We start from the raw sequence: 16,516 nt of genomic DNA on the forward strand, positions 1-16,516 counted from the left end.
CCGTTCGCCCTGGTGGACCCGGGTTCCGGGGAAGGCCGTGTCAGCCCCCTCCGCTCGCCGCCGCGGCCCTGGCCGCCTCGACGTTCTTGCGCAGCGCGGTCGCGATCGGCTCGACGGGCGCGGACAGCTGCTGGATCCTGTCCCGGTGCAGCCGCGCCTTCCGCCAGGAGGGAGCCACCGTCTTGAGCCCGGCCGCCGTGGCCAGCGCCGCCAGGACGCGGACGTCCTCGTCCAGGTGCCCGACCGGCCGGCCGTCGCGGATCGCCCGGCCGACGCGCTCGGCGAGCCTGCGTGACAGGTACGGCTTGCGCGGCGTGATCCGCTCGACCGGGAACAGCAGGATTCGCCGTCGCTCCACGCTGATCATCCGGGTGGCCGCCAGCTCGTCGCGTACCATGCGGACCGCCTTGCCGTTGTCCTTCCGCACCCACCGCCGCCACGAGCGGGGCGGCGAGCTCGAGATCTGCTCCCAGACCACGGCCCGCAGGGAACCCGGCTCGGCGGCCGGAGCGGTGAGCGCTCGCGCCTTGCCCGACTCGTCCGCCAGGTTGCCCGCCAGCAGCAGCTCGGCGAGGGTGGCCGCGCGCAGCAGGTAGCCCAGCTCGCTCCGCTGGGTCAGCTTCTCCTTCCGGAGGTCGAAGGCCAGAAGGAAGGCCGATCCGGCCAGTGAGTCACCCTGCTTCACCTGCGTCTCCATCCACCCGCTCCTCTTCTTCCTCTTCCTGGTCCGTGCCGTCCTCCGGCGCCTTCCTCGGTCGTCCGCGTGGGCGCATCCGCCCCACCCCGTCGGGGAGGCGGCCGGCCTCGGAGAGCGCCCTGCGCAGCAGGAACTCGATCTGAGAGTTCGTGCTGCGCAGCTCGTCGGACGCCCACCTGGCCAGTGCGTCGTGAACCACCGGGTCAAGGCGCAGCAGGATCTTCTTCCGCTCCACGGGGACTATTGGTAGAGGGTGCCCGTGTTGACCACCGGCTGGGTGTCGCGGTCGCCGACCAGCACCACGAGCAGGTTGCTGACCATGGCCGCCTTGCGCTCCTCGTCCAGCTCGACCACGTCGTGCTCGGCGAGCTTGTCCAGGGCCATCTCCACCATGCCGACCGCGCCCTCGACGATCCGCTGCCGGGCCGCGACCACCGCGCCCGCCTGCTGGCGGCGCAGCATGGCGTGGGCGATCTCCGGCGCGTACGCCAGGTGGATGATGCGGGACTCGATGACCTTCACCCCGGCCGACGACACCCGCGCCCCGATCTCCGCCGACAGCCGCTCGTTGATCTCGTCGGCGTTGTCCCGCAGCGACAGCCTCGGCTCGCCGTGCGCGTCGTACGGGTAGCTGCCCGCGATGTGCCGCACGGCGGTCTCCGCCTGGATGGCCACGAACTCCACGAAGTCGTCCACCTCGAAGACCGCCTGCGCGGTGTCCCGGACCTGCCAGACCACCACGGTCGCGATCTGGATGGGGTTGCCGTCCGCGTCGTTGACCTTCGTCACGTCCGTCTCGTGGTTGCGGATCCTCGTGGAGACCCGCCGCCGCGCGGTGATCGGGTTGACCCACTGGAAGCCGGGGGTGCGCAGGGTGCCGACGTACCGGCCGAGCAGCTGCACCACCCGCGCCTCGCCCGGCGCCACCGCGGTGAGGCCGCAGGACACGAAGAGCCCGGCCAGGATCATCAGGCTGCCCACAAGGACCATCCACAGGCCGGCCTGCCCGGCCCCCGAGGCCAGCATGACGATTCCCGCGACGAGCAGCGCGATCCCGGCCAGGCCCAGTGCCGTCGCCACCCCCAGCATCACGAACCCGTTGGCCGCCCGCACCGGGTGCTCGCTCGTGCGCGGTGCCGGCATGTCCACCACGGCGGCCTCAAGTGCGGCGCCGCCCGATGTGTTCGCCATCGTCCGTCCCTTCCACCCGTCTTCATCCTGATAGCAAACTGATATCACTTTTTTGGCGGCGGGGGAAGGCTGATTTTCCGGGGGAATCGAGGGGTCTGGAAGTGCGGAGAACGCGTGAACCCCTCGTAAGATCACTAAAGACCAGCCCCCCGCAGGAAGAGCTCACGCATGCGCACCATCTACGTCGTCACCCATCCGGAGGCGACACACCACGTCGAGCGGGTCGTCGGTGGCTGGCATGATTCGCAGCTGACGCCGGCCGGCCTCAGCGCCGCGGCCTCCATCGCCGACGCGCTGCGGGCCCGGATCCCGGACGGCGCCGAGGTGGAGCTGTTCTCCTCGGATCTGCGGCGCACCAGGCAAACGGCCGAGAAGATCGCCGGACTGTTCGGCGTGAAGCCGATCCTGGATCCCCGGCTACGGGAGAAATCGTACGGAGTGGCGGGAGGAAGGCCGCAGGAGTGGCTGGACCAGCGATTCATCCCTCCGCCTGCGGCCGGGGAGCGGTTGGAGCACGACGAGGGCGTGGAGGGCGCCGAGACCAAAGGGGCGTGCGCGCGGCGCGTCTATGCGGCCACGGACGAGATCGTGCGGCGCCCCTGCGAGCACCAGATCATCGTGACGCACGGCGGCTCCCTGACGTTCGTCGTGACCGCCTGGATCAAGATGCCGGTCGAGGCGGTCGGCCATGCGGGTTTCCGGGTGCCATCAGGCAGCATCACCACGCTGCGCGAGGACGACTTCTTCCACAACCGCACGGTCGCCGGCCTCGGCGACGCCCGCCATCTCGACTCCGCCGTAAGCAGCTGACCTCTACTTGGCCCGCGGCGAGGTGGTCGTGCCGGACGGCCGACCACCGCCAGGCGGGCCGTACCCGCCCGCTCAGGAAGGATGAGCCGGTCCGGTGCGTACCGGCAGGGCGGCCAGCGCGCGCTGCAGGCCCGGCTTCCAGGCGAGCCCGTCGGCGAGCACGGCCAATTCCAGTGCCGGGTAGCGGCGCAGCAGGGTAGTGAGCGCTATCTGGGTCTCGGCGCGGGCCAGGGCGGCGCCCAGGCAGTAGTGGATGCCGTGGCCGAAACCGAGGTGCGGGTTGTCCGCGCGGCGCGGGTCGAGCGCATCCGGGCGGTCGAAGCGGGCCGGGTCGCGGTTGGCGGCCGCGTACACCACCTGCACCGCCTCGCCCGCACCGATGGTGACGCCGCCGAGTTGAACGGGCTGGAGCGCGTAGCGCAGGACGGCGATCTCGGCGGGGCCGCCGTAGCGCAGGAACTCCTCCACCGCCGCACCGACATCACCGCTGACATCACCGCTGACATCACCGCCGGCCTCGGCTCCGGTCTCGGCTCCGGTCTCGCCTCCGGCATCGGTGAGGCCGGCGAGCGACAGGCGGCGGCTGAGGATCAGGTGCACGCTCCGGCCGATCAGGCTCACCGTGGTCTCATGCCCGGCGATCAGGATGCTGATCGACAGCGCGATCAGCTCCTGCTCACTGAGCCGGCCGCCGTCCTCGTCCCGGGTCGCGATGAGCGCGGAGAGCAGGTTCTCTGCTTGCCCGGCCTGATCGCCGGCCTGCATGCGGGCGATGAGGTCGGCCATGTACGCCACCAGGGCGCGGGCTCCGGTGGCGATCCTGGCCGGGTCGGGGGCGCTCAGGTCGCCGGCCCAGGCCCGCCAGGTGTCCCGGTCATGCAGGGGCACGCCGAGCAGCTCGCAGATCACCTGGATCGGCAGCGGGTAGGCGTAGCGCTCGATGAGGTCGAACTCGTCGGGCAAGCCGTCCAGCAGACCGTCGGCGATCTGCTGGATGCGCGGACGGAGCTGTTCGATCCGCCGATGTGTGAAGGCGCGGGAGACCAGGCGGCGCAGCCGGGTGTGGTCCGGCGGGTCGTAGGCGCCGAGCGTGCGCAGCAGGTAAGGGGCCACGTCCTCGGGCAGTCCGGCGGCTGCGGCCAGGTCGAAGCCGGTCTGCTTGGCCGGGTCGCTGCTGAAGCGGGGATCGGTCAGCACCGTCAGGCTCTCGGCGTGGCCGGTGACGAGCCAGATGGGGCTGCCGTCCAGGTGCGTGCCGCGGCTGATCGGGCCGCCGGCCGCCAGCTCGGCCAGGAAGGCGTCCCTGTCAGTGGCGGTGAGGAGGCCGCGCAGGCTGTTGCCGGTCATGACAGCGACTCCAGGATCGCCACGGCGCGCCCGGTGCCGTCCTCTGCGCGGACGCGGCTCCCGAGGTCGGCGGCGGTGGCCGCCGGTCTCGGGTCGGTGGCGGCCAGGCGGATGGCGGCGGCGAGGGCGTCCGGGGTGAGGCGGCGCTGGGGCTGGGGCGGCACGGCGATGCCGGCCGCGTGCGCGCGGGCGGCCCAGAACGGCTGGTCGGCGACGAACGGGCAGATGACCTGCGGCCGTCCGGCCGCCAGCGCCGCGCCGGTGGTGCCGCTGCCGCCGTGGTGCACGATCGCGGCCATGCGGGGAAACAGCCAGTCGTGCGGGGCCTGCTCCAGCGGGAACACCCCCTCGGGCAGGTTCTCGACGCGCATGCCGCCCCAGCCGGACGCCAGCACCGCGCGCACGCCGCTCAGCCGTACGGCCTGGGCCACCACGCGGCCCACCCGGGCGGGGTCGGTGCCTGCCATGCTGCCGAATCCGACGTACACCGGTGCCGGCCCATCGGCCAGGAACGCGGCCAGCTTCGCGGGCGGTGTCCAGCCGGGCGGGGCGGGCAGGAACCAGAATCCCGTGGTGTGCACCCACGCCGGATAGTCCGGCTCGCCGGGCAGCAGGTGAGGGCTGAAGCCCTGCAGGACGGTCGCCGGGCCGCCGTCCGGGCGGCGCAGGATGTCGTGCCGGCCACGCCGCCGCGGCAGCTCCAGCCGCTCACGAAGATCGTCGACGATGCCGCCGAAGGAGCGCAGCATCAGCCTGACCGGAAGGTAGGAGGCCCGGTTCAACGCCCTGGGCAGCGGCAGCGGCAGCATCGGGTTGCGGAAAGCGGCGGTGGGCACCCACACCGGCTGCAGCGTGGCGAGCACCGCGGGCACGCCCAGGCGCTCGGCGAGGTGCCGGCCCGGGACGCCGGGCGCGTGCACGACCAGGTCGGCGCCCTGCCCGGCCCCGTCCACCACGACGTCGGCCATGTCGCCGAACACGGCTGCCATGAGCGGCTTGGTACGCCGCATCACCCGCAGGGCGATCTTCTTGCCGCGCAGGCCGCGGTAGTTGGTCTCGATCGCCTGGCGGAGGCCGGGATCGTCCACGAGGGTGTTCGGCCCGTCGTGCACCGGTGCGAAGGCGATGCCGTGCGGGGTGGCCAGCCCGGCCATCGCGGCCGGGGCCGCCAGGACGGCGTCGTGCCCGGCCCGCTTCAGGGCCAGCGCGAGGGCGGCATACGGCTGCACGTCGCCGCGGGTGCCATGGGTGAGGATGAGGACCTTCATCGGCGCTCCGGGTGAGAAGGGTCGCTTGAACTCGCCGACCAGGCTTCCCGGCACACCGTCGGCCCCCCGCGAGGGGCCGAATGCTCAACAATGTAGCTAAAGTTCGGAAATTTCTGAAGTCTTACTACTCCGCTATCCTCCTCTCAGGAGGTGGCCAGGTGAATGAGCAGGAATGCGAGCAGCAACGATGGCAGGCCGCAGAACGGCTGGCGCTGGTGCTGAACGCGGGTGGCCTGCAGCGCATGTCGGCGCGGGTCCTGGCGGTGTTCCTGTTCACCGGGGCCGAGACGGTCACCATGGGCGACATCGCCGATCGGCTCAGCGTCAGCGCGGGCTCAGTGTCCGGAGCGGTCAAGACCCTGCTGTCGACCGGCCTGATCGAACGCCTGCCCGCTCCCGGCAGCCGCCGCGAGCACTACCGGCTGCGTGAGGATGCCTGGCCCACCCTGTTCTCCACCCAGAACACCGTCGTCCACGTCATGCTGCAGGCCACGCAGGCCGGCATGGCCGCCACCAGCTCCGGCGACCCGGCCCACCACCGGCTGGGGCGGATGCGCGACTTCTACGAGTTCCTGCTCGAGGAGCTGCCCGGCCTGCTGCGCCGCTGGCAGGGTCGCCAGGAGGTCACGTAGACGAGCAAGTCCGAAGTTCGGTCAGTGGTCGTAGGCGATCAACGAACGGGTGATGGGCCGGCCGGTGGCGCGGTTGTGCCGGATCGCCGCAGTCAACGATCTTGACCGTCCCCGTGAAAGGCAAGCCGGGAGCCTGATGCGTCCTGCCCTCGGTCCCCGGCAGGCGAGCCGTCAGCCTGCCTCTCGGTCACCTTCGCTGTACCCATGGCTCCAGCGTCACGGATGGGTGAAGAATCATGCTGGCGGTGATCGGACGCCTCAGTGAGCGACATCCGTAATGGCATCGATCGTGGCGCGGGCACGACGGCTCGGCACAGCCTGGGAGCGCCCGGACGAGTTCCACCTCACTCGTCCAGACGGCACCGCTGGGGCACTGCCGCGGGCAGGCCGGCGGGAGTACGCTGACAGCAGGTGAGCCGGGAAGCCTGGTCGGCACGTCCCATCCGCAGCGAGACAAGGATGTGCCCGTGCGCTCCGACCCCCATTCCCTGACGGCGCCGCGGCCGAGCCCGCGCCCCGATCCGCGTCCCAGTTCGTCACCATGCCTCCGGATCGCGGCGTGACCGCCCCGGCCATCGAGATCGCGCGCCTGAGCAAGCGCTACCGCGACCTGACGGCCGTCGACGACGTCACCCTGCGCGTGGAGCGCGGGCAGATCTACGCACTGCTGGGCCTCAACGGAGCCGGCAAGACAACCCTGATCCGCATGCTGCTCGGCATGATCGCCCCCACCGCCGGTGCGGTACGCGTCCTGGGCGCCGACGTCCCGTCCGGCGACCGCGCCGCCTGGGCGAAGGTGGGCTACCTGGTGGAGGCGGCCGCCGCCTACCCGGAGCTGACCGTACGCGAGAACCTGGACGTGGTCCGCCGCCTGCGCCGCCTGCCCGGCACCGGCGTCGACCCGGTCGGCGACATCATCGACCGCCTGGCTCTCGCCCCCTACGCCGACCGCCGCGCGCGCACGCTGTCGCTCGGCAACCTGCAGCGCCTGGCTCTGGCCAAGGCCCTCATCCACGCCCCCGCCCTGCTCATCCTCGACGAGCCCGTCAACGGCCTGGACCCGGCCGGCGTCGCCGAGATCCGCGCCCTGCTCGCCAGCCTGGCTCACCGGCACGGCACCACCGTGTTCCTGTCCAGCCACCTGCTGGCCGAGGTCGCCCGCCTGGCCACCCGCGTCGGCATCCTGCACCACGGCCGCCTGGTCGGCGAGCACGACGCCGACCACCTGGACCGGCACCGCCGCCGGCACCTGCGCCTGGCCACCCGCGACGACGACGCCGCCCGCGCGGTGCTGCGCGCCCACGGCTACCACCCCGAGCCTGCGCCGACCGGCCTGCTGCTCGCCGACCCCCGCGCCCTGGCCGAGCCGGAGCAGGTCGCCGCCGTCCTGGTCCACGGCGGGGCGCCGCCCGCCGAGCTGCATCTGGAGGAAGAGGATCTCGAAGCCTTCTTCCTGCGCACCGTCGCCCCCGACGCCGCTCCAGAATTGACCGAGGCCGGGGATGCGTGAGGCATGGTGGGCCGAGCTGCTGAAGGTCCGGCGCAGCCGCCTGCCCTGGATCACCGGGCTGGCCTTCGCCATCGCCGCGCTGGTGTGCGGAATGTTCATGTTCATCCTGGCCGACCCTGCCCGCGCCCGGGCGTTCGGCCTGATCGGCGGCAAGGCCCAGCTGTCCGGCGCCAGTGCCGACTGGCCCGGCTACCTCGCCCTGCTCGCCCAGGCCGTCGCGGTGGGCGGGCTCGGCATCTACGGGCTGGTCGCCATCTGGCTGTTCGGCCGGGAGTTCAGCGACCGCACCGCCATCGACCTGCTGGCCCTGCCCACTTCCCGCACCGCCGTCGTGGCGGCCAAGTTCGCCATCGCCGCGCTCTGGGCGCTGCTGCTGGCCCTCCTGCTCGCCGGGCTCGGACTGCTGATCGGCGCCCTGCTCGACCTGCCCGCCTGGTCGGCGCCGGGCGTGGCCGCCGGGGTCGGCCACCTCCTGGCCACGGCCGGGCTGGCCGCGGTGACCACCACGCCGCTGGCCCTGGCCGCCAGCATCGGCCGTGGCTACCTGGCCGCCGTCGGCGTCCTGTTCGCCGTCATCTTCGCCGCCCAGGTCATCGCCGCGCTCGGCTACGGCGCCGTCTTCCCCTGGTCGGTGCCCGGCCTGTACGCAGGCATCGCCGGGCCCGATCAGGACCCGCCCGGCATCCTCGGCGTCGGGCTGGTCGCCGCCACCGGCGCGGCCGGCGCCGTCGCCACCGCCTGGTGGTGGAACCGCGCCGACCACGCCCGATGAAGGACCTGCGACGCCACCGCCCACCGGGCAGAGGTATCGTCACGCCAGCTCGCGGCGTTCAGCTCCAGCCGGCCGAGTTCGGTGCCGCCGATCTCAGCCACCAGATCCAGCGACTTGATCATCTACTCCGGGATCCGGGGTCGAGACCGGCCGGCAGCGAGATGACCTTTCGACTAGCTGTCCCGAAAGCGTGGGCGGTGGGGCGTCGTGGCCATGGTGCGAGCCGGCGCTGCCGCGATCCGCCTGTCCCGGGTCAGCCCCGGAGAACGAGGTAGACGGCGAGGACGCACAGCGTGGTGATGAGGGTGTTCCTCAGGGCGCGGGTGGGAAGCGCATGGGCGATCTTCCAGCCCACGAGTACCCCGGCGAGCTCGGGCAGGCCGACGAGGGCGGCCAGCGGCCAGTCGATCGTGCCATGGACGAGGTATCCCAGGGTTCCGACCGTGGCGATGACGACCGACTGCGCCTGGGCGCAGGCCAGCGACCGGAGCACGGGAAGGCCCACGGCGGTGAGCAGGGGCACCGTCAGCATCGGTCCGCCGATGCCCACGATCCCGCTCACGGCGGACACCGCGAGTCCGAGGGCCACGACCAACGCGGTCGGCGGATGAACGAGCAGCGCGGCGTACGGGCGGCGGGCGCGGTACCAGACGAGCCCCGCGGCCGCGGCGACGACCCCGCCGAGCACCACCGCGAACGCGTGCCTCGACACGAGCGTGCCGGAGACCACGCCGAGCGGGGCTCCCAGCAGCGCGGTCCCGGCCAGGATCAGCGCGGTGCGGCGGGTGTCGCGCTCGCGTAGCTGGCCCGAGCGGGTGTAGGCCAGGGTTCCCAGCGCGCCCGTGGCGATGTGGGTGACGATCGCGGTCCCGGCCACCTGGGCGGGCAACAGCCCCGTCAGGGCGAACAGCCCGATCGTGGGGAGCACGCCTCCGGGGCCGACGGCCGTGATGCCGATCCCGCCGACCAGACCGATGACGGCAAGAAACAGCAGTTCGGGCGCGCTCGCCCCGCTCATGGCCGCCCACCGCCCGGCAGGTCGCCGCCCGCGCGGACGACACGGCCCGGCGACGACGGGCATGCCGTCGGTCCGGCGGATCCGGTCGCGAAGCTCACCTCAGACCTCGATACAGGGTCGCGCGCAGCGCCATGCGATCCGAGCGGATCCGCAGGAGCTCGGCATCCACCGGAGTCCCGTCGGACAGACGGGTGAGCCGGTCGATGACGAAGATCGCAGCCCCGGCCCGGACGCCCAGGAGTGCCGCGGTCTCGGGATCGGCGTTGGCCGCGCGTACCTCGATGTCGGCGCGGCCCAGCGGCCCGCCGATGGTCTCCTCGATCACCGTGAAGATGTCGCGGGTCTCCAGGTCACCCCGCAGCACGCCGCGGCCGATGTCGGCTGTGAGGTACGTGCTGTCCAGCGACACGGGCACGCCGTCGACGCGGCGAACCCGCTCGATGTGGACCGCGGCCGCGCCGGCTTCGAGGCACAGGCGCTCCATGACGTCCGCGGGTGGATCGGTGACCACCTCCGCGACGAGGACCTCATTGGTCACCGTCCCATGGCCGGCCAGTGCCTCCGCCAGCCCCGCCAACCGGTCCAGCCCATGACCGTACGTCGGCGTCACGACAACGGTGCCCACCCCGCGGCGACGCGTGAGCAGCCCTTCGTCACGCAGCAGGCTGAGCGCCTCCCGAACGGCGTTCCGGGACGCGTCCAGCTGCTCGGCGAGCACGCGCTCATCGGGCAGCACATCGTCGGCGAAGCGCCCCGAGGAGATCCACTGGCGCAGGACGTCAGCCACCCGTCGCGCCCGCTCCGCGCGCGGCCGCGACGACACCCACTCAGGCGGAACCCGCCGCGCCTGCCCGCGCGGGGCAGCCGCCTCGCGCGGGGCAGCCGGCCCGTCCGGCCTGGCGTCGTCCTCGTCCATGGGGCCACTCTAGCGCTCCGCCAGAGTTACGCCACTGTATCGCCAGAGATACGCCACGCCCCGCTACGCGCCTCCGTGCTCGCGCAGGTAGCGAATCAGTCCGGCGACATCCTCGGGGACGAGACGTCCGATGGCTCCGCTGGAGTACACGCTGACGATGACCCTGCCTTCGGGGTCGAGCACGAAGCCGGTCGACTCCAGGTATCTGGGGTCGTCGTGAACGAAGGCGCCCGTCGCCTCGGCGAACGCCTCCGCGTCGGCACTGTGGCCCACCGCGAACCGCAGGCCGTGCCTGTCGATCAGCTCCTTGGTGGTGGCCTCGTCGTCGACCGAGACCGCGACCACCGTGACGTCCAGCTCGGCGAGCTTCTCCAGCGACCGCTGGAACGCGCGAAGCTGGGCGTTGCAGTACGGGCACCAGGAGCCGCGATAGAAGAGCACCACTCCGAAGCCGCCGGCCAGGGCGTCGGGCAGCCGAAGGCTCTCCGCGCCGGGCAGCGACACCGTGAGTGCCGGGAACGTGTCGCCGGGATGCAGCAAACTCATAGATGGAATCCTTTCTTGACCGGCCGGTCGTCGAAGACCGGCCGGAGGAGTGGTGAAGGCCGCGCGATCAGGCGAGGTCGGAGACCTGCCCGGTACGGTGGTCGCCGGCCGGATGGGCGAGCAGCGACCGGGCATGGGCGAGCAGCGACCGGGCGGAGCGCTCCGGCGTGCGGAGCCTTCCGTCGCTGTGCGAGCGAACGAACCGCTCGTGCGGCGCGGCGCCGGTCCGTGCGGGATGGGCCAGGCCCCCACCGGCCGGTCCCACGGCGGTCGCGCGGCCGATGCCGCGGCCGGCCCCCGTCACCAGAGCGGTCCTGCCCGCGAAGGAATCAGTGGTCACGCAGGGTTGGCGCCATGGATCAGCCGTTTCTTACCAGCAGGTGACGCACGTCACAGCGGGGTCGCGTGGATCTTCTGGCGTTCTGGGTGACGCGTCGCCGGCGGCAGGGCGTTCAGTCCGCCGGGCCGCCGATCGCGGCCAGCAGGCCCTCGAAGTCGTCGGAGCACGGACCGCACGCGCGCAGGTGCGCGGCGATGCCCGGGTAGCGCCGCTCAGCCCCCGCGTCCTGCGCCACCAGTTCGACGTAGACGTGGAGCATGGCCATCGCCTCCTCGCACCCCACGTCCCGCGGGTCGGTGGCAAGGAAACGATCCAGCTCGGCCCATCCGCTCATGACCGCCTCACCCTGTCGTCGTCCACATAACCGTTCGCGGCAAGGGCGGCCCGCAGCTTACGCCTCGCGTCGAACATCGTCTTGTAGATCGCGTTCCGGTTGGAGCCGAGTTCCAGGGCCAGAGTGTCCAGCGGAATCCCGTTCAGGACCAGCGCGACGAAGATGCGGCGCTGCCGTTCGGTCAGCGTCTCCTCCACGGCCCGGCGCAGCGCGGCCAGCAGGTCCCGCCACTCCGCCTCCCTCGCCGGGTCGAACCCGAACCGGTCGGGCAGCCGCTCCCAATCCTCACCTTCCAGGCGTACGCCGGGATCACGCCAGAAATGCCGCCCGACCTTCGCCGACACCTCCAAGATGACGAACCTGTAGGCCCAGGTCGTGAACCGGCTCTCCCCCCGGAAGTCGCCGATCTTGGCGGTGATGGCCAGCAGCGCGTCGGCCGCGGCCTGATGCGCCAGGTCGTCGAGCTCGGGCCCGGTGATGCCCAGCCGCGGGCTCCGCCTGCGCACCTCGCTCCTGGCGATCCGCAGGAGCAGCCCGTGCAGCCGCTCGACGGCCGCCTGCCGCTCCGCCTCCGAGCCGCGCAACGCCCGCACCCACTCCTCCGACTCGAAGTCGAACGAGAGACGGGCGATCGAGGCCCCGCCCGCTGGGCGGTGTGGCATCGCCATGTGCCCATGCTATCGACCTGCCGGGCAGTGGCAGGCCGAAGGTAAGACCTCCCGCGGTGGCGACGCCAACACGACATGACCACCGGCATGACGCCGCCGCAGTGCGGGAGGAGAGCCCCTCCGATTCGACCACCCGGACACAAGCGGCCTTCACGATGGGAGGAATCCTCATGCCTGACATCCGTGACGTGGCGGTACGCCTGGAGGACGCAGGCGGCCGGATCTCGGTGGCCGGCCGGTGGGTGAGCCGGTACGGGCTGGTCGTCGTCCTGGCGTGGATCGGCGCGGGCAAGTACGTCAAGATGGAAAGCCGGACGCTGATCCAGCACAGCCCGCTGCTGAGCTGGCTCTACGACTTCTTCAGCTACACCGTGGTCGCCGACGCGCTGGGCACGGCGGAGATCGTCGCCGCGGTGCTCATCGCCGTCCACCCGCGCCGGCCCCGGGTCTCCGCGATCGGGAGCGCCATCGCGGTGGTGCTGTTCCTGGGCACGCTGAGCTTCCTGTTCACCACTCCTGGGGTGGTGCAGACCGTCGTCCACGGGCTCCCGGTCCTGTCGGGCCTGCCCGGGCAGTTCCTGCTGAAGGATCTGGTGCTGATCGGCGTGGCGCTGTGGACCCTCGGCGAGTCGCTGGGACGTGCCCGCGCGGGGCGGGTGAGCCCTACTCCGGCCAGGCGTTGTTCTGGATGATCTCGACGAAGTCCTTCCTGGCGAAGGACGGGTCGAAGTGCGCGAGCACGTCGTCGTTCATGGTCCCGAAGGTGGTGTCGGGACGGTCGGCCATGCCGTTGTAGAACGCCCGCAGAATGCGGTTCTTGAAATCGGGCCGCGGGTGTGCCGCGGTGACCTCGGAGATCTGCTCGTCGGTGATCTCGTCGAGATCGAGACCGAGCACATCGGTCTCCACGCCGAGCGTCACGACCGCGACCTCCGGCGCGAGGTGGAGCGGCACTTCGGGCGTGGTGTGCAGCGCGATCGCCAGCCAGACGTTCTGGGCCTCCCTCTCGGTTCGGCCGTGGTCGAGGACGAAGTCCCGCGCGGCCTCCGCGCCGTCGAGCTCGAAACGCCGATCCTTGGTGGCGTAGGCCGGCGTCAGGCCGAGGTCGTGGAAGAGCCCTCCTACGTAGGCGAGCTCGGGGTCGACGTCCAGCCCGCGTGCGGCCGCCTTGAGCGCTCCCCAGAGGAACACCCGGCGCGAGTGGTCGAACAGGGTGTCGTCGGTGGCCGCCCGTACGAGGGCCGTGGCCTCCCGAGCCAGCTCGGTGTCGGGAATGGTGATTCCTGCGATGGTTTCCGGCATGACGTTTCCTTGGCTGTGCGGTCGAGTGGACTACGTCCAGTCTTGTGAGCCGCGCGGTCCCGGCCCACCGCGCAAACTGACACCTGTCGCACAGATGCTGACCTCACGCGGACGCGGTCACCGCGTCAGGCTCCTCCGAACGGCAGGCCAGACCGCGTGCGAGCAGTCATCGAGCGCTCGCCGAATGGGCTGCGGACCGCGTCCACCTGTATGTAGCCGCTGCGATGCCCGGGAAACCCGGCCACGATCGCCCTCGCCTGCACCGTCACCGATCGTTGCCCGGCTTCTGCCGGCCCGGGCCGGTGGTCGCGAACCGGGTCCGGTACTGGCTCGGTGAGATGCCGAGGCGGGCGGTGAAGGTCCGGCGCATGGTCTCGGCACTGCCGAAACCGGCGACCCGTGCTGTCTCCGCCACGCCGTGCCCCGCGGCCAGCAGGACCTTCGCGTGGTCCAGCCGCACCTGCTCGACGTACTTCGCCGGAGTGGTGTTCAGCTCGGTGGCGAACAGCCTCGCCAGGTGACGTGGGCTGACGGCGACGCGCCGGGCCAGCGTGCTCACGGTGTGGTCGAGCGCCGGCTGCGCCGCGATCAGGTCCACGATGCGCCGGAGCGTGGGGGTGCGAGGTGGCTTGGCCTCCAGCGGCGCGGAGAACTGGGACTGCCCGCCGGGCCGCTGCATGAACATCACGAGACCGCGTGCGACGTCGCGCGCCAGGTCGGGGCCGTGGTCCTGTTCGACGAGCGCGAGCGCCAGATCGATGCCCGCTGACACGCCCGCGGAGGTGAAGACCCCGTCGTCCTCGACGAACAAGGCGTCAGGCTGCACGTGGACATCGGGGTGGGCGCACGCCAGGAGCCGCGCGTGCCGCCAGTGGGTGGTCGCCCGGCGGCCCGCGAGCACCCCGGCCGCGGCAAGCGCGAACGAACCCGTGCAGATCGACACCATCCGGCGGGCGCGAGGGCGGAAGCTCTGAATTGTGGTGATGAGCTCGGGCGGTACGGGGTGAGTCGCCAGCACATCGCCGCCGACGACGATGACGGTGTCCGGGCCGGCGCCGGGCCCATCCTCTGCCGTACCGTCCACCGGCAGTTCCATCCCCGTGGACGTCAGGACGGGCTTCCCGGACGGCGAGACACGGCGCAGCGCGTATCTGGCGCCGAACAGGTTGGCCTCGGCGAAGACCTCGGCCGGTCCGGCCAGGTCGAGCATCTTCATACCGTCGAAGACGACGAACACGACACGGTGGTCACCTGCCATGATCTCCTCCTCTGCAAGGTCCCTGGTCAAGAGTGCGCCGTCCCGTCATGAGACTAGGAGGGGTCCAGAAGATCTTGCTCGGTGGGACGGCGTGATCGGGCGAGACTCCGGATGACATTGGTGTGGGTGAGTCCGAGGTTGCCTGTGCAGGACCAGCAAGGGACTAGAAAGTCCAAAATACTGGGCCTGGCAGCCCTGCGACGAGTAGTCTGGATGCTGTGGGGGATGGAGAGCGCGATACCGAGAGGCTCCGGCTGACCAGGCGGGGGGCGGTCACCAAAGCTCGGATCCTGCAGGCCGCCGCCCGGCTGATGTACGTCCAGGGCGTGGCGGCGACGACACTCGACGACGTCAGGAGCGTCAGCGGCACCAGCAAGTCGCAGCTGTACCGGTACTTCCCGGACAAGGACGCTCTGGTCCGGGACGTCATCACTGTGCAGGCCGAGAAACGGTTGGAGGGCCAGCGCCGGCATCTCCAGCGGCTCGGCTCGATCCGGGGGCTGGAGCGGTGGCGAGACGCCATGGTCCAGAGCAACGCGCTGGCCGGCGGCGCGTACGGGTGCCCGCTCGGCTCCCTGGCCAGCGAAGTGGCCGACCAGGACGACAAGGCCCGAGCCGCGCTCGCCGGGCACTTCCGGGCCTGGGAGTCCCTTCTGGAGGCAGGGCTGTCGCGGATGGCCGAGTCAGGCGTGCTGCGCGAGGACGCCGATTCCGGTCGGCTGGCGACCGGCCTCATGGCGGCGCTGCAGGGCGGATACCTCCTGGCGCAGATGGCCCACGACGCCGAGCCCATGAGGGTCGCGCTCGACATGGCGATCGACCACGTCAGGTCCTACGCCGTCATGGACGGGACGGGCCGGACCGCCGTGCACCTGGATCAGCTTCCGGCGGCCGGGCGCCCGAACTCGTAAGGGGCGAGGATGCCGGCCACGGTCTCGTTGCGAGGCGTGGGGACGCCCAGCTCATGGCCCAGATCGGCGACGCCGCCGCTGAGCCAGGGGAGTTCCAGCCGGTTCCCCTGCTCCAGGTCGTTGTGCATGGAGGAGGTCATCGTGGGCGGCAGCGTGTCACAGAACGCGAGCCGGTCCTCGGCGAAGTCCGGTTCAAGTTTCACACCGGCCGCCCGGCCCACGTTCACGGCCTCGGCCATCACGTCGTGCAGCAAGGCCCGCGACCGCCGGTGGCCGCGGATCACGCCGATCGGCTGCCGCACGGCGGCCGTGGTCGCGGAGAGGCCCACGAGGAAGACGAACTTCTCCCAGATCACCCGTTCGATGTCGGAGCTGACCTCCGTCTCGATCCCGGAGCCGAGGCAGGCGTCCAGAAAGCCCGCGACGAGGTCGTCGTCCCCGCCGTAAGGGCCGAACACGATCTTCTGCAGCGTGTTGTTGTGCACGACGACACCGGGCTCCTGGATGAAGGACGAGATGTAGCAGGAGCCTCCCCACACGGACTCAGGCGGCAGGTGGCGACGTAGGATCCCGTCCTTGTGGACGCCGTTCTGCAAGGAGACCACGCGGGTCCCGGCGTGCACGATCTCGCGCAACTGGACGGCGACGTCCTCGGTGTCCCACAGCTTCACCGCCACCAGCACCACGTCGGCAGGGCCCGCGTCCGCGATGGCCGGCACCGCCGACGTGGCCGGGACGTGCAGGTCCCCGAGCGCGCTGCGCACCCGCAGGCCATGGTCCCGGATGGCCGCCAGGTGCCGTCCCCGCGCGACGAAGGTGACGTCGTGGCCGCCGGCGGCCAGCCTGGCCCCGAAGTAGCCCCCAACGCCCCCGGCTCCTATCACTGCGATACGCATGGCAATCCTTTGCTGGTCAGGCGGGAGGTCCTCGCATCCGCGCGATGGCCATTGTCCGCCGGGTGAGAAATGCGGGGCAACAAGACCCCCGCGAGGTCCA

Annotated in this window: 20 protein-coding genes; 6 read left to right on the forward strand and 14 right to left on the reverse strand. The window is 71.5% G+C overall.

Features of this window, described 5'->3' with window-relative positions; genetic code table 11:
• Window positions 1-40: 40 nt before the first annotated feature.
• The 3 genes from FH608_RS28540 to FH608_RS28550 are packed head-to-tail and all read right to left on the reverse strand — an operon-like array spanning window position 41 to window position 1,888.
• A complete protein-coding gene (locus tag FH608_RS28540; protein ID WP_226899990.1) occupies window positions 41-697 on the reverse strand; it encodes a GPP34 family phosphoprotein in 657 nt (218 codons plus the stop codon).
• Complete coding sequence (locus FH608_RS28545; protein WP_139633697.1) at window positions 672-932, reverse strand: hypothetical protein; 261 nt, start codon at window positions 930-932, stop codon at window positions 672-674. The genes FH608_RS28540 and FH608_RS28545 overlap by 26 nt, the downstream gene beginning before the upstream one ends.
• Before the next feature lie 5 nt (window positions 933-937).
• Window positions 938-1,888 carry an SPFH domain-containing protein gene (locus FH608_RS28550; RefSeq protein ID WP_139633698.1) on the reverse strand — a complete coding sequence of 317 codons (951 nt, stop codon included), beginning with the start codon at window positions 1,886-1,888 and terminating at the stop codon, window positions 938-940.
• 168 nt (window positions 1,889-2,056) lie between these two features.
• Between FH608_RS28550 and FH608_RS28555 the strand changes: the two genes are divergently transcribed.
• Window positions 2,057-2,698 (forward strand): histidine phosphatase family protein, encoded by a 642-nt coding sequence (locus FH608_RS28555; protein ID WP_139633699.1) that lies wholly within the window; start codon window positions 2,057-2,059, stop codon window positions 2,696-2,698.
• 72 nt (window positions 2,699-2,770) lie between these two features.
• Here the strand turns inward: FH608_RS28555 and FH608_RS28560 are convergent, their stop codons facing one another.
• On the reverse strand, window positions 2,771-4,045 hold the full coding sequence (locus tag FH608_RS28560; RefSeq protein ID WP_139633700.1) for a cytochrome P450 family protein: 1,275 nt from the start codon (window positions 4,043-4,045) through the stop codon (window positions 2,771-2,773).
• On the reverse strand, window positions 4,042-5,313 hold the full coding sequence (locus FH608_RS53890) for a glycosyltransferase (RefSeq protein ID WP_139633702.1): 1,272 nt from the start codon (window positions 5,311-5,313) through the stop codon (window positions 4,042-4,044). The genes FH608_RS28560 and FH608_RS53890 overlap by 4 nt, the downstream gene beginning before the upstream one ends.
• A 158-nt stretch (window positions 5,314-5,471) precedes the next feature.
• Between FH608_RS53890 and FH608_RS28570 the strand changes: the two genes are divergently transcribed.
• The 3 genes from FH608_RS28570 to FH608_RS28580 all read left to right on the forward strand — a co-directional run bounded on the left by FH608_RS28570 (window position 5,472) and on the right by FH608_RS28580 (window position 8,227).
• The gene (locus FH608_RS28570) at window positions 5,472-5,945 is read left to right on the forward strand and encodes a GbsR/MarR family transcriptional regulator (protein WP_226899991.1); all 474 of its coding nucleotides are present in this window, start codon (window positions 5,472-5,474) and stop codon (window positions 5,943-5,945) included.
• Between the two features lie 559 nt (window positions 5,946-6,504).
• Window positions 6,505-7,455, forward strand: a complete 951-nt coding sequence (locus FH608_RS28575) for an ABC transporter ATP-binding protein (protein WP_139633705.1) — start codon at window positions 6,505-6,507, stop codon at window positions 7,453-7,455.
• Window positions 7,448-8,227: an ABC transporter permease gene (locus tag FH608_RS28580; RefSeq protein ID WP_139633706.1), complete on the forward strand. Its 780-nt coding sequence runs from the start codon at window positions 7,448-7,450 to the stop codon at window positions 8,225-8,227. Before FH608_RS28575 ends, FH608_RS28580 begins: the two co-directional genes overlap by 8 nt.
• A gap of 253 nt (window positions 8,228-8,480) precedes the next feature.
• Here FH608_RS28580 and FH608_RS28585 read toward each other — a convergent pair whose 3' ends face one another.
• The 6 genes from FH608_RS28585 to FH608_RS28610 form a co-directional block, all read right to left on the reverse strand.
• Window positions 8,481-9,245 carry a sulfite exporter TauE/SafE family protein gene (locus FH608_RS28585; protein WP_139633707.1) on the reverse strand — a complete coding sequence of 255 codons (765 nt, stop codon included), beginning with the start codon at window positions 9,243-9,245 and terminating at the stop codon, window positions 8,481-8,483.
• Between the two features lie 94 nt (window positions 9,246-9,339).
• Window positions 9,340-10,161, reverse strand: coding sequence for a GntR family transcriptional regulator (locus FH608_RS28590; protein WP_139633708.1), 822 nt, complete (start codon window positions 10,159-10,161; stop codon window positions 9,340-9,342).
• Between the two features lie 63 nt (window positions 10,162-10,224).
• On the reverse strand, window positions 10,225-10,707 hold the full coding sequence (locus tag FH608_RS28595; RefSeq protein WP_139633709.1) for a peroxiredoxin family protein: 483 nt from the start codon (window positions 10,705-10,707) through the stop codon (window positions 10,225-10,227).
• 67 nt (window positions 10,708-10,774) lie between these two features.
• Window positions 10,775-11,047, reverse strand: a complete 273-nt coding sequence (locus FH608_RS53020) for a hypothetical protein (RefSeq protein ID WP_226899992.1) — start codon at window positions 11,045-11,047, stop codon at window positions 10,775-10,777.
• Window positions 11,048-11,159: 112 nt separating this feature from the next.
• Entirely contained in the window at window positions 11,160-11,381 is a 222-nt protein-coding gene (locus FH608_RS28605) for a hypothetical protein (protein WP_139633711.1), read from the reverse strand.
• Window positions 11,378-12,049: an RNA polymerase sigma factor gene (locus FH608_RS28610; RefSeq protein ID WP_226899993.1), complete on the reverse strand. Its 672-nt coding sequence runs from the start codon at window positions 12,047-12,049 to the stop codon at window positions 11,378-11,380. Before FH608_RS28610 ends, FH608_RS28605 begins: the two co-directional genes overlap by 4 nt.
• A gap of 170 nt (window positions 12,050-12,219) precedes the next feature.
• Here FH608_RS28610 and FH608_RS28615 point away from each other — a divergent pair, with 170 nt between their 5' ends.
• The gene (locus tag FH608_RS28615) at window positions 12,220-12,741 is read left to right on the forward strand and encodes a YkgB family protein (RefSeq protein WP_139633712.1); all 522 of its coding nucleotides are present in this window, start codon (window positions 12,220-12,222) and stop codon (window positions 12,739-12,741) included.
• Here the strand turns inward: FH608_RS28615 and FH608_RS28620 are convergent.
• Together FH608_RS28620 and FH608_RS28625 are read right to left on the reverse strand one after the other, a co-directional pair.
• On the reverse strand, window positions 12,713-13,351 hold the full coding sequence (locus FH608_RS28620) for an HD domain-containing protein (RefSeq protein WP_139633713.1): 639 nt from the start codon (window positions 13,349-13,351) through the stop codon (window positions 12,713-12,715). The genes FH608_RS28615 and FH608_RS28620 overlap by 29 nt on opposite strands.
• A gap of 265 nt (window positions 13,352-13,616) precedes the next feature.
• Complete coding sequence (locus FH608_RS28625; protein ID WP_139633714.1) at window positions 13,617-14,609, reverse strand: GlxA family transcriptional regulator; 993 nt, start codon at window positions 14,607-14,609, stop codon at window positions 13,617-13,619.
• 218 nt (window positions 14,610-14,827) lie between these two features.
• Between FH608_RS28625 and FH608_RS28630 the strand changes: the two genes are divergently transcribed.
• The gene (locus FH608_RS28630) at window positions 14,828-15,520 is read left to right on the forward strand and encodes a TetR/AcrR family transcriptional regulator (protein WP_226899994.1); all 693 of its coding nucleotides are present in this window, start codon (window positions 14,828-14,830) and stop codon (window positions 15,518-15,520) included.
• Here FH608_RS28630 and FH608_RS28635 read toward each other — a convergent pair.
• Window positions 15,487-16,416 carry a ketopantoate reductase family protein gene (locus FH608_RS28635; RefSeq protein ID WP_139633716.1) on the reverse strand — a complete coding sequence of 310 codons (930 nt, stop codon included), beginning with the start codon at window positions 16,414-16,416 and terminating at the stop codon, window positions 15,487-15,489. The genes FH608_RS28630 and FH608_RS28635 overlap by 34 nt on opposite strands.
• Window positions 16,417-16,516 lie beyond the last annotated feature (100 nt).

The organism is Nonomuraea phyllanthi (assembly GCF_006334985.2).
Taxonomy (GTDB): domain Bacteria; phylum Actinomycetota; class Actinomycetes; order Streptosporangiales; family Streptosporangiaceae; genus Nonomuraea; species Nonomuraea phyllanthi.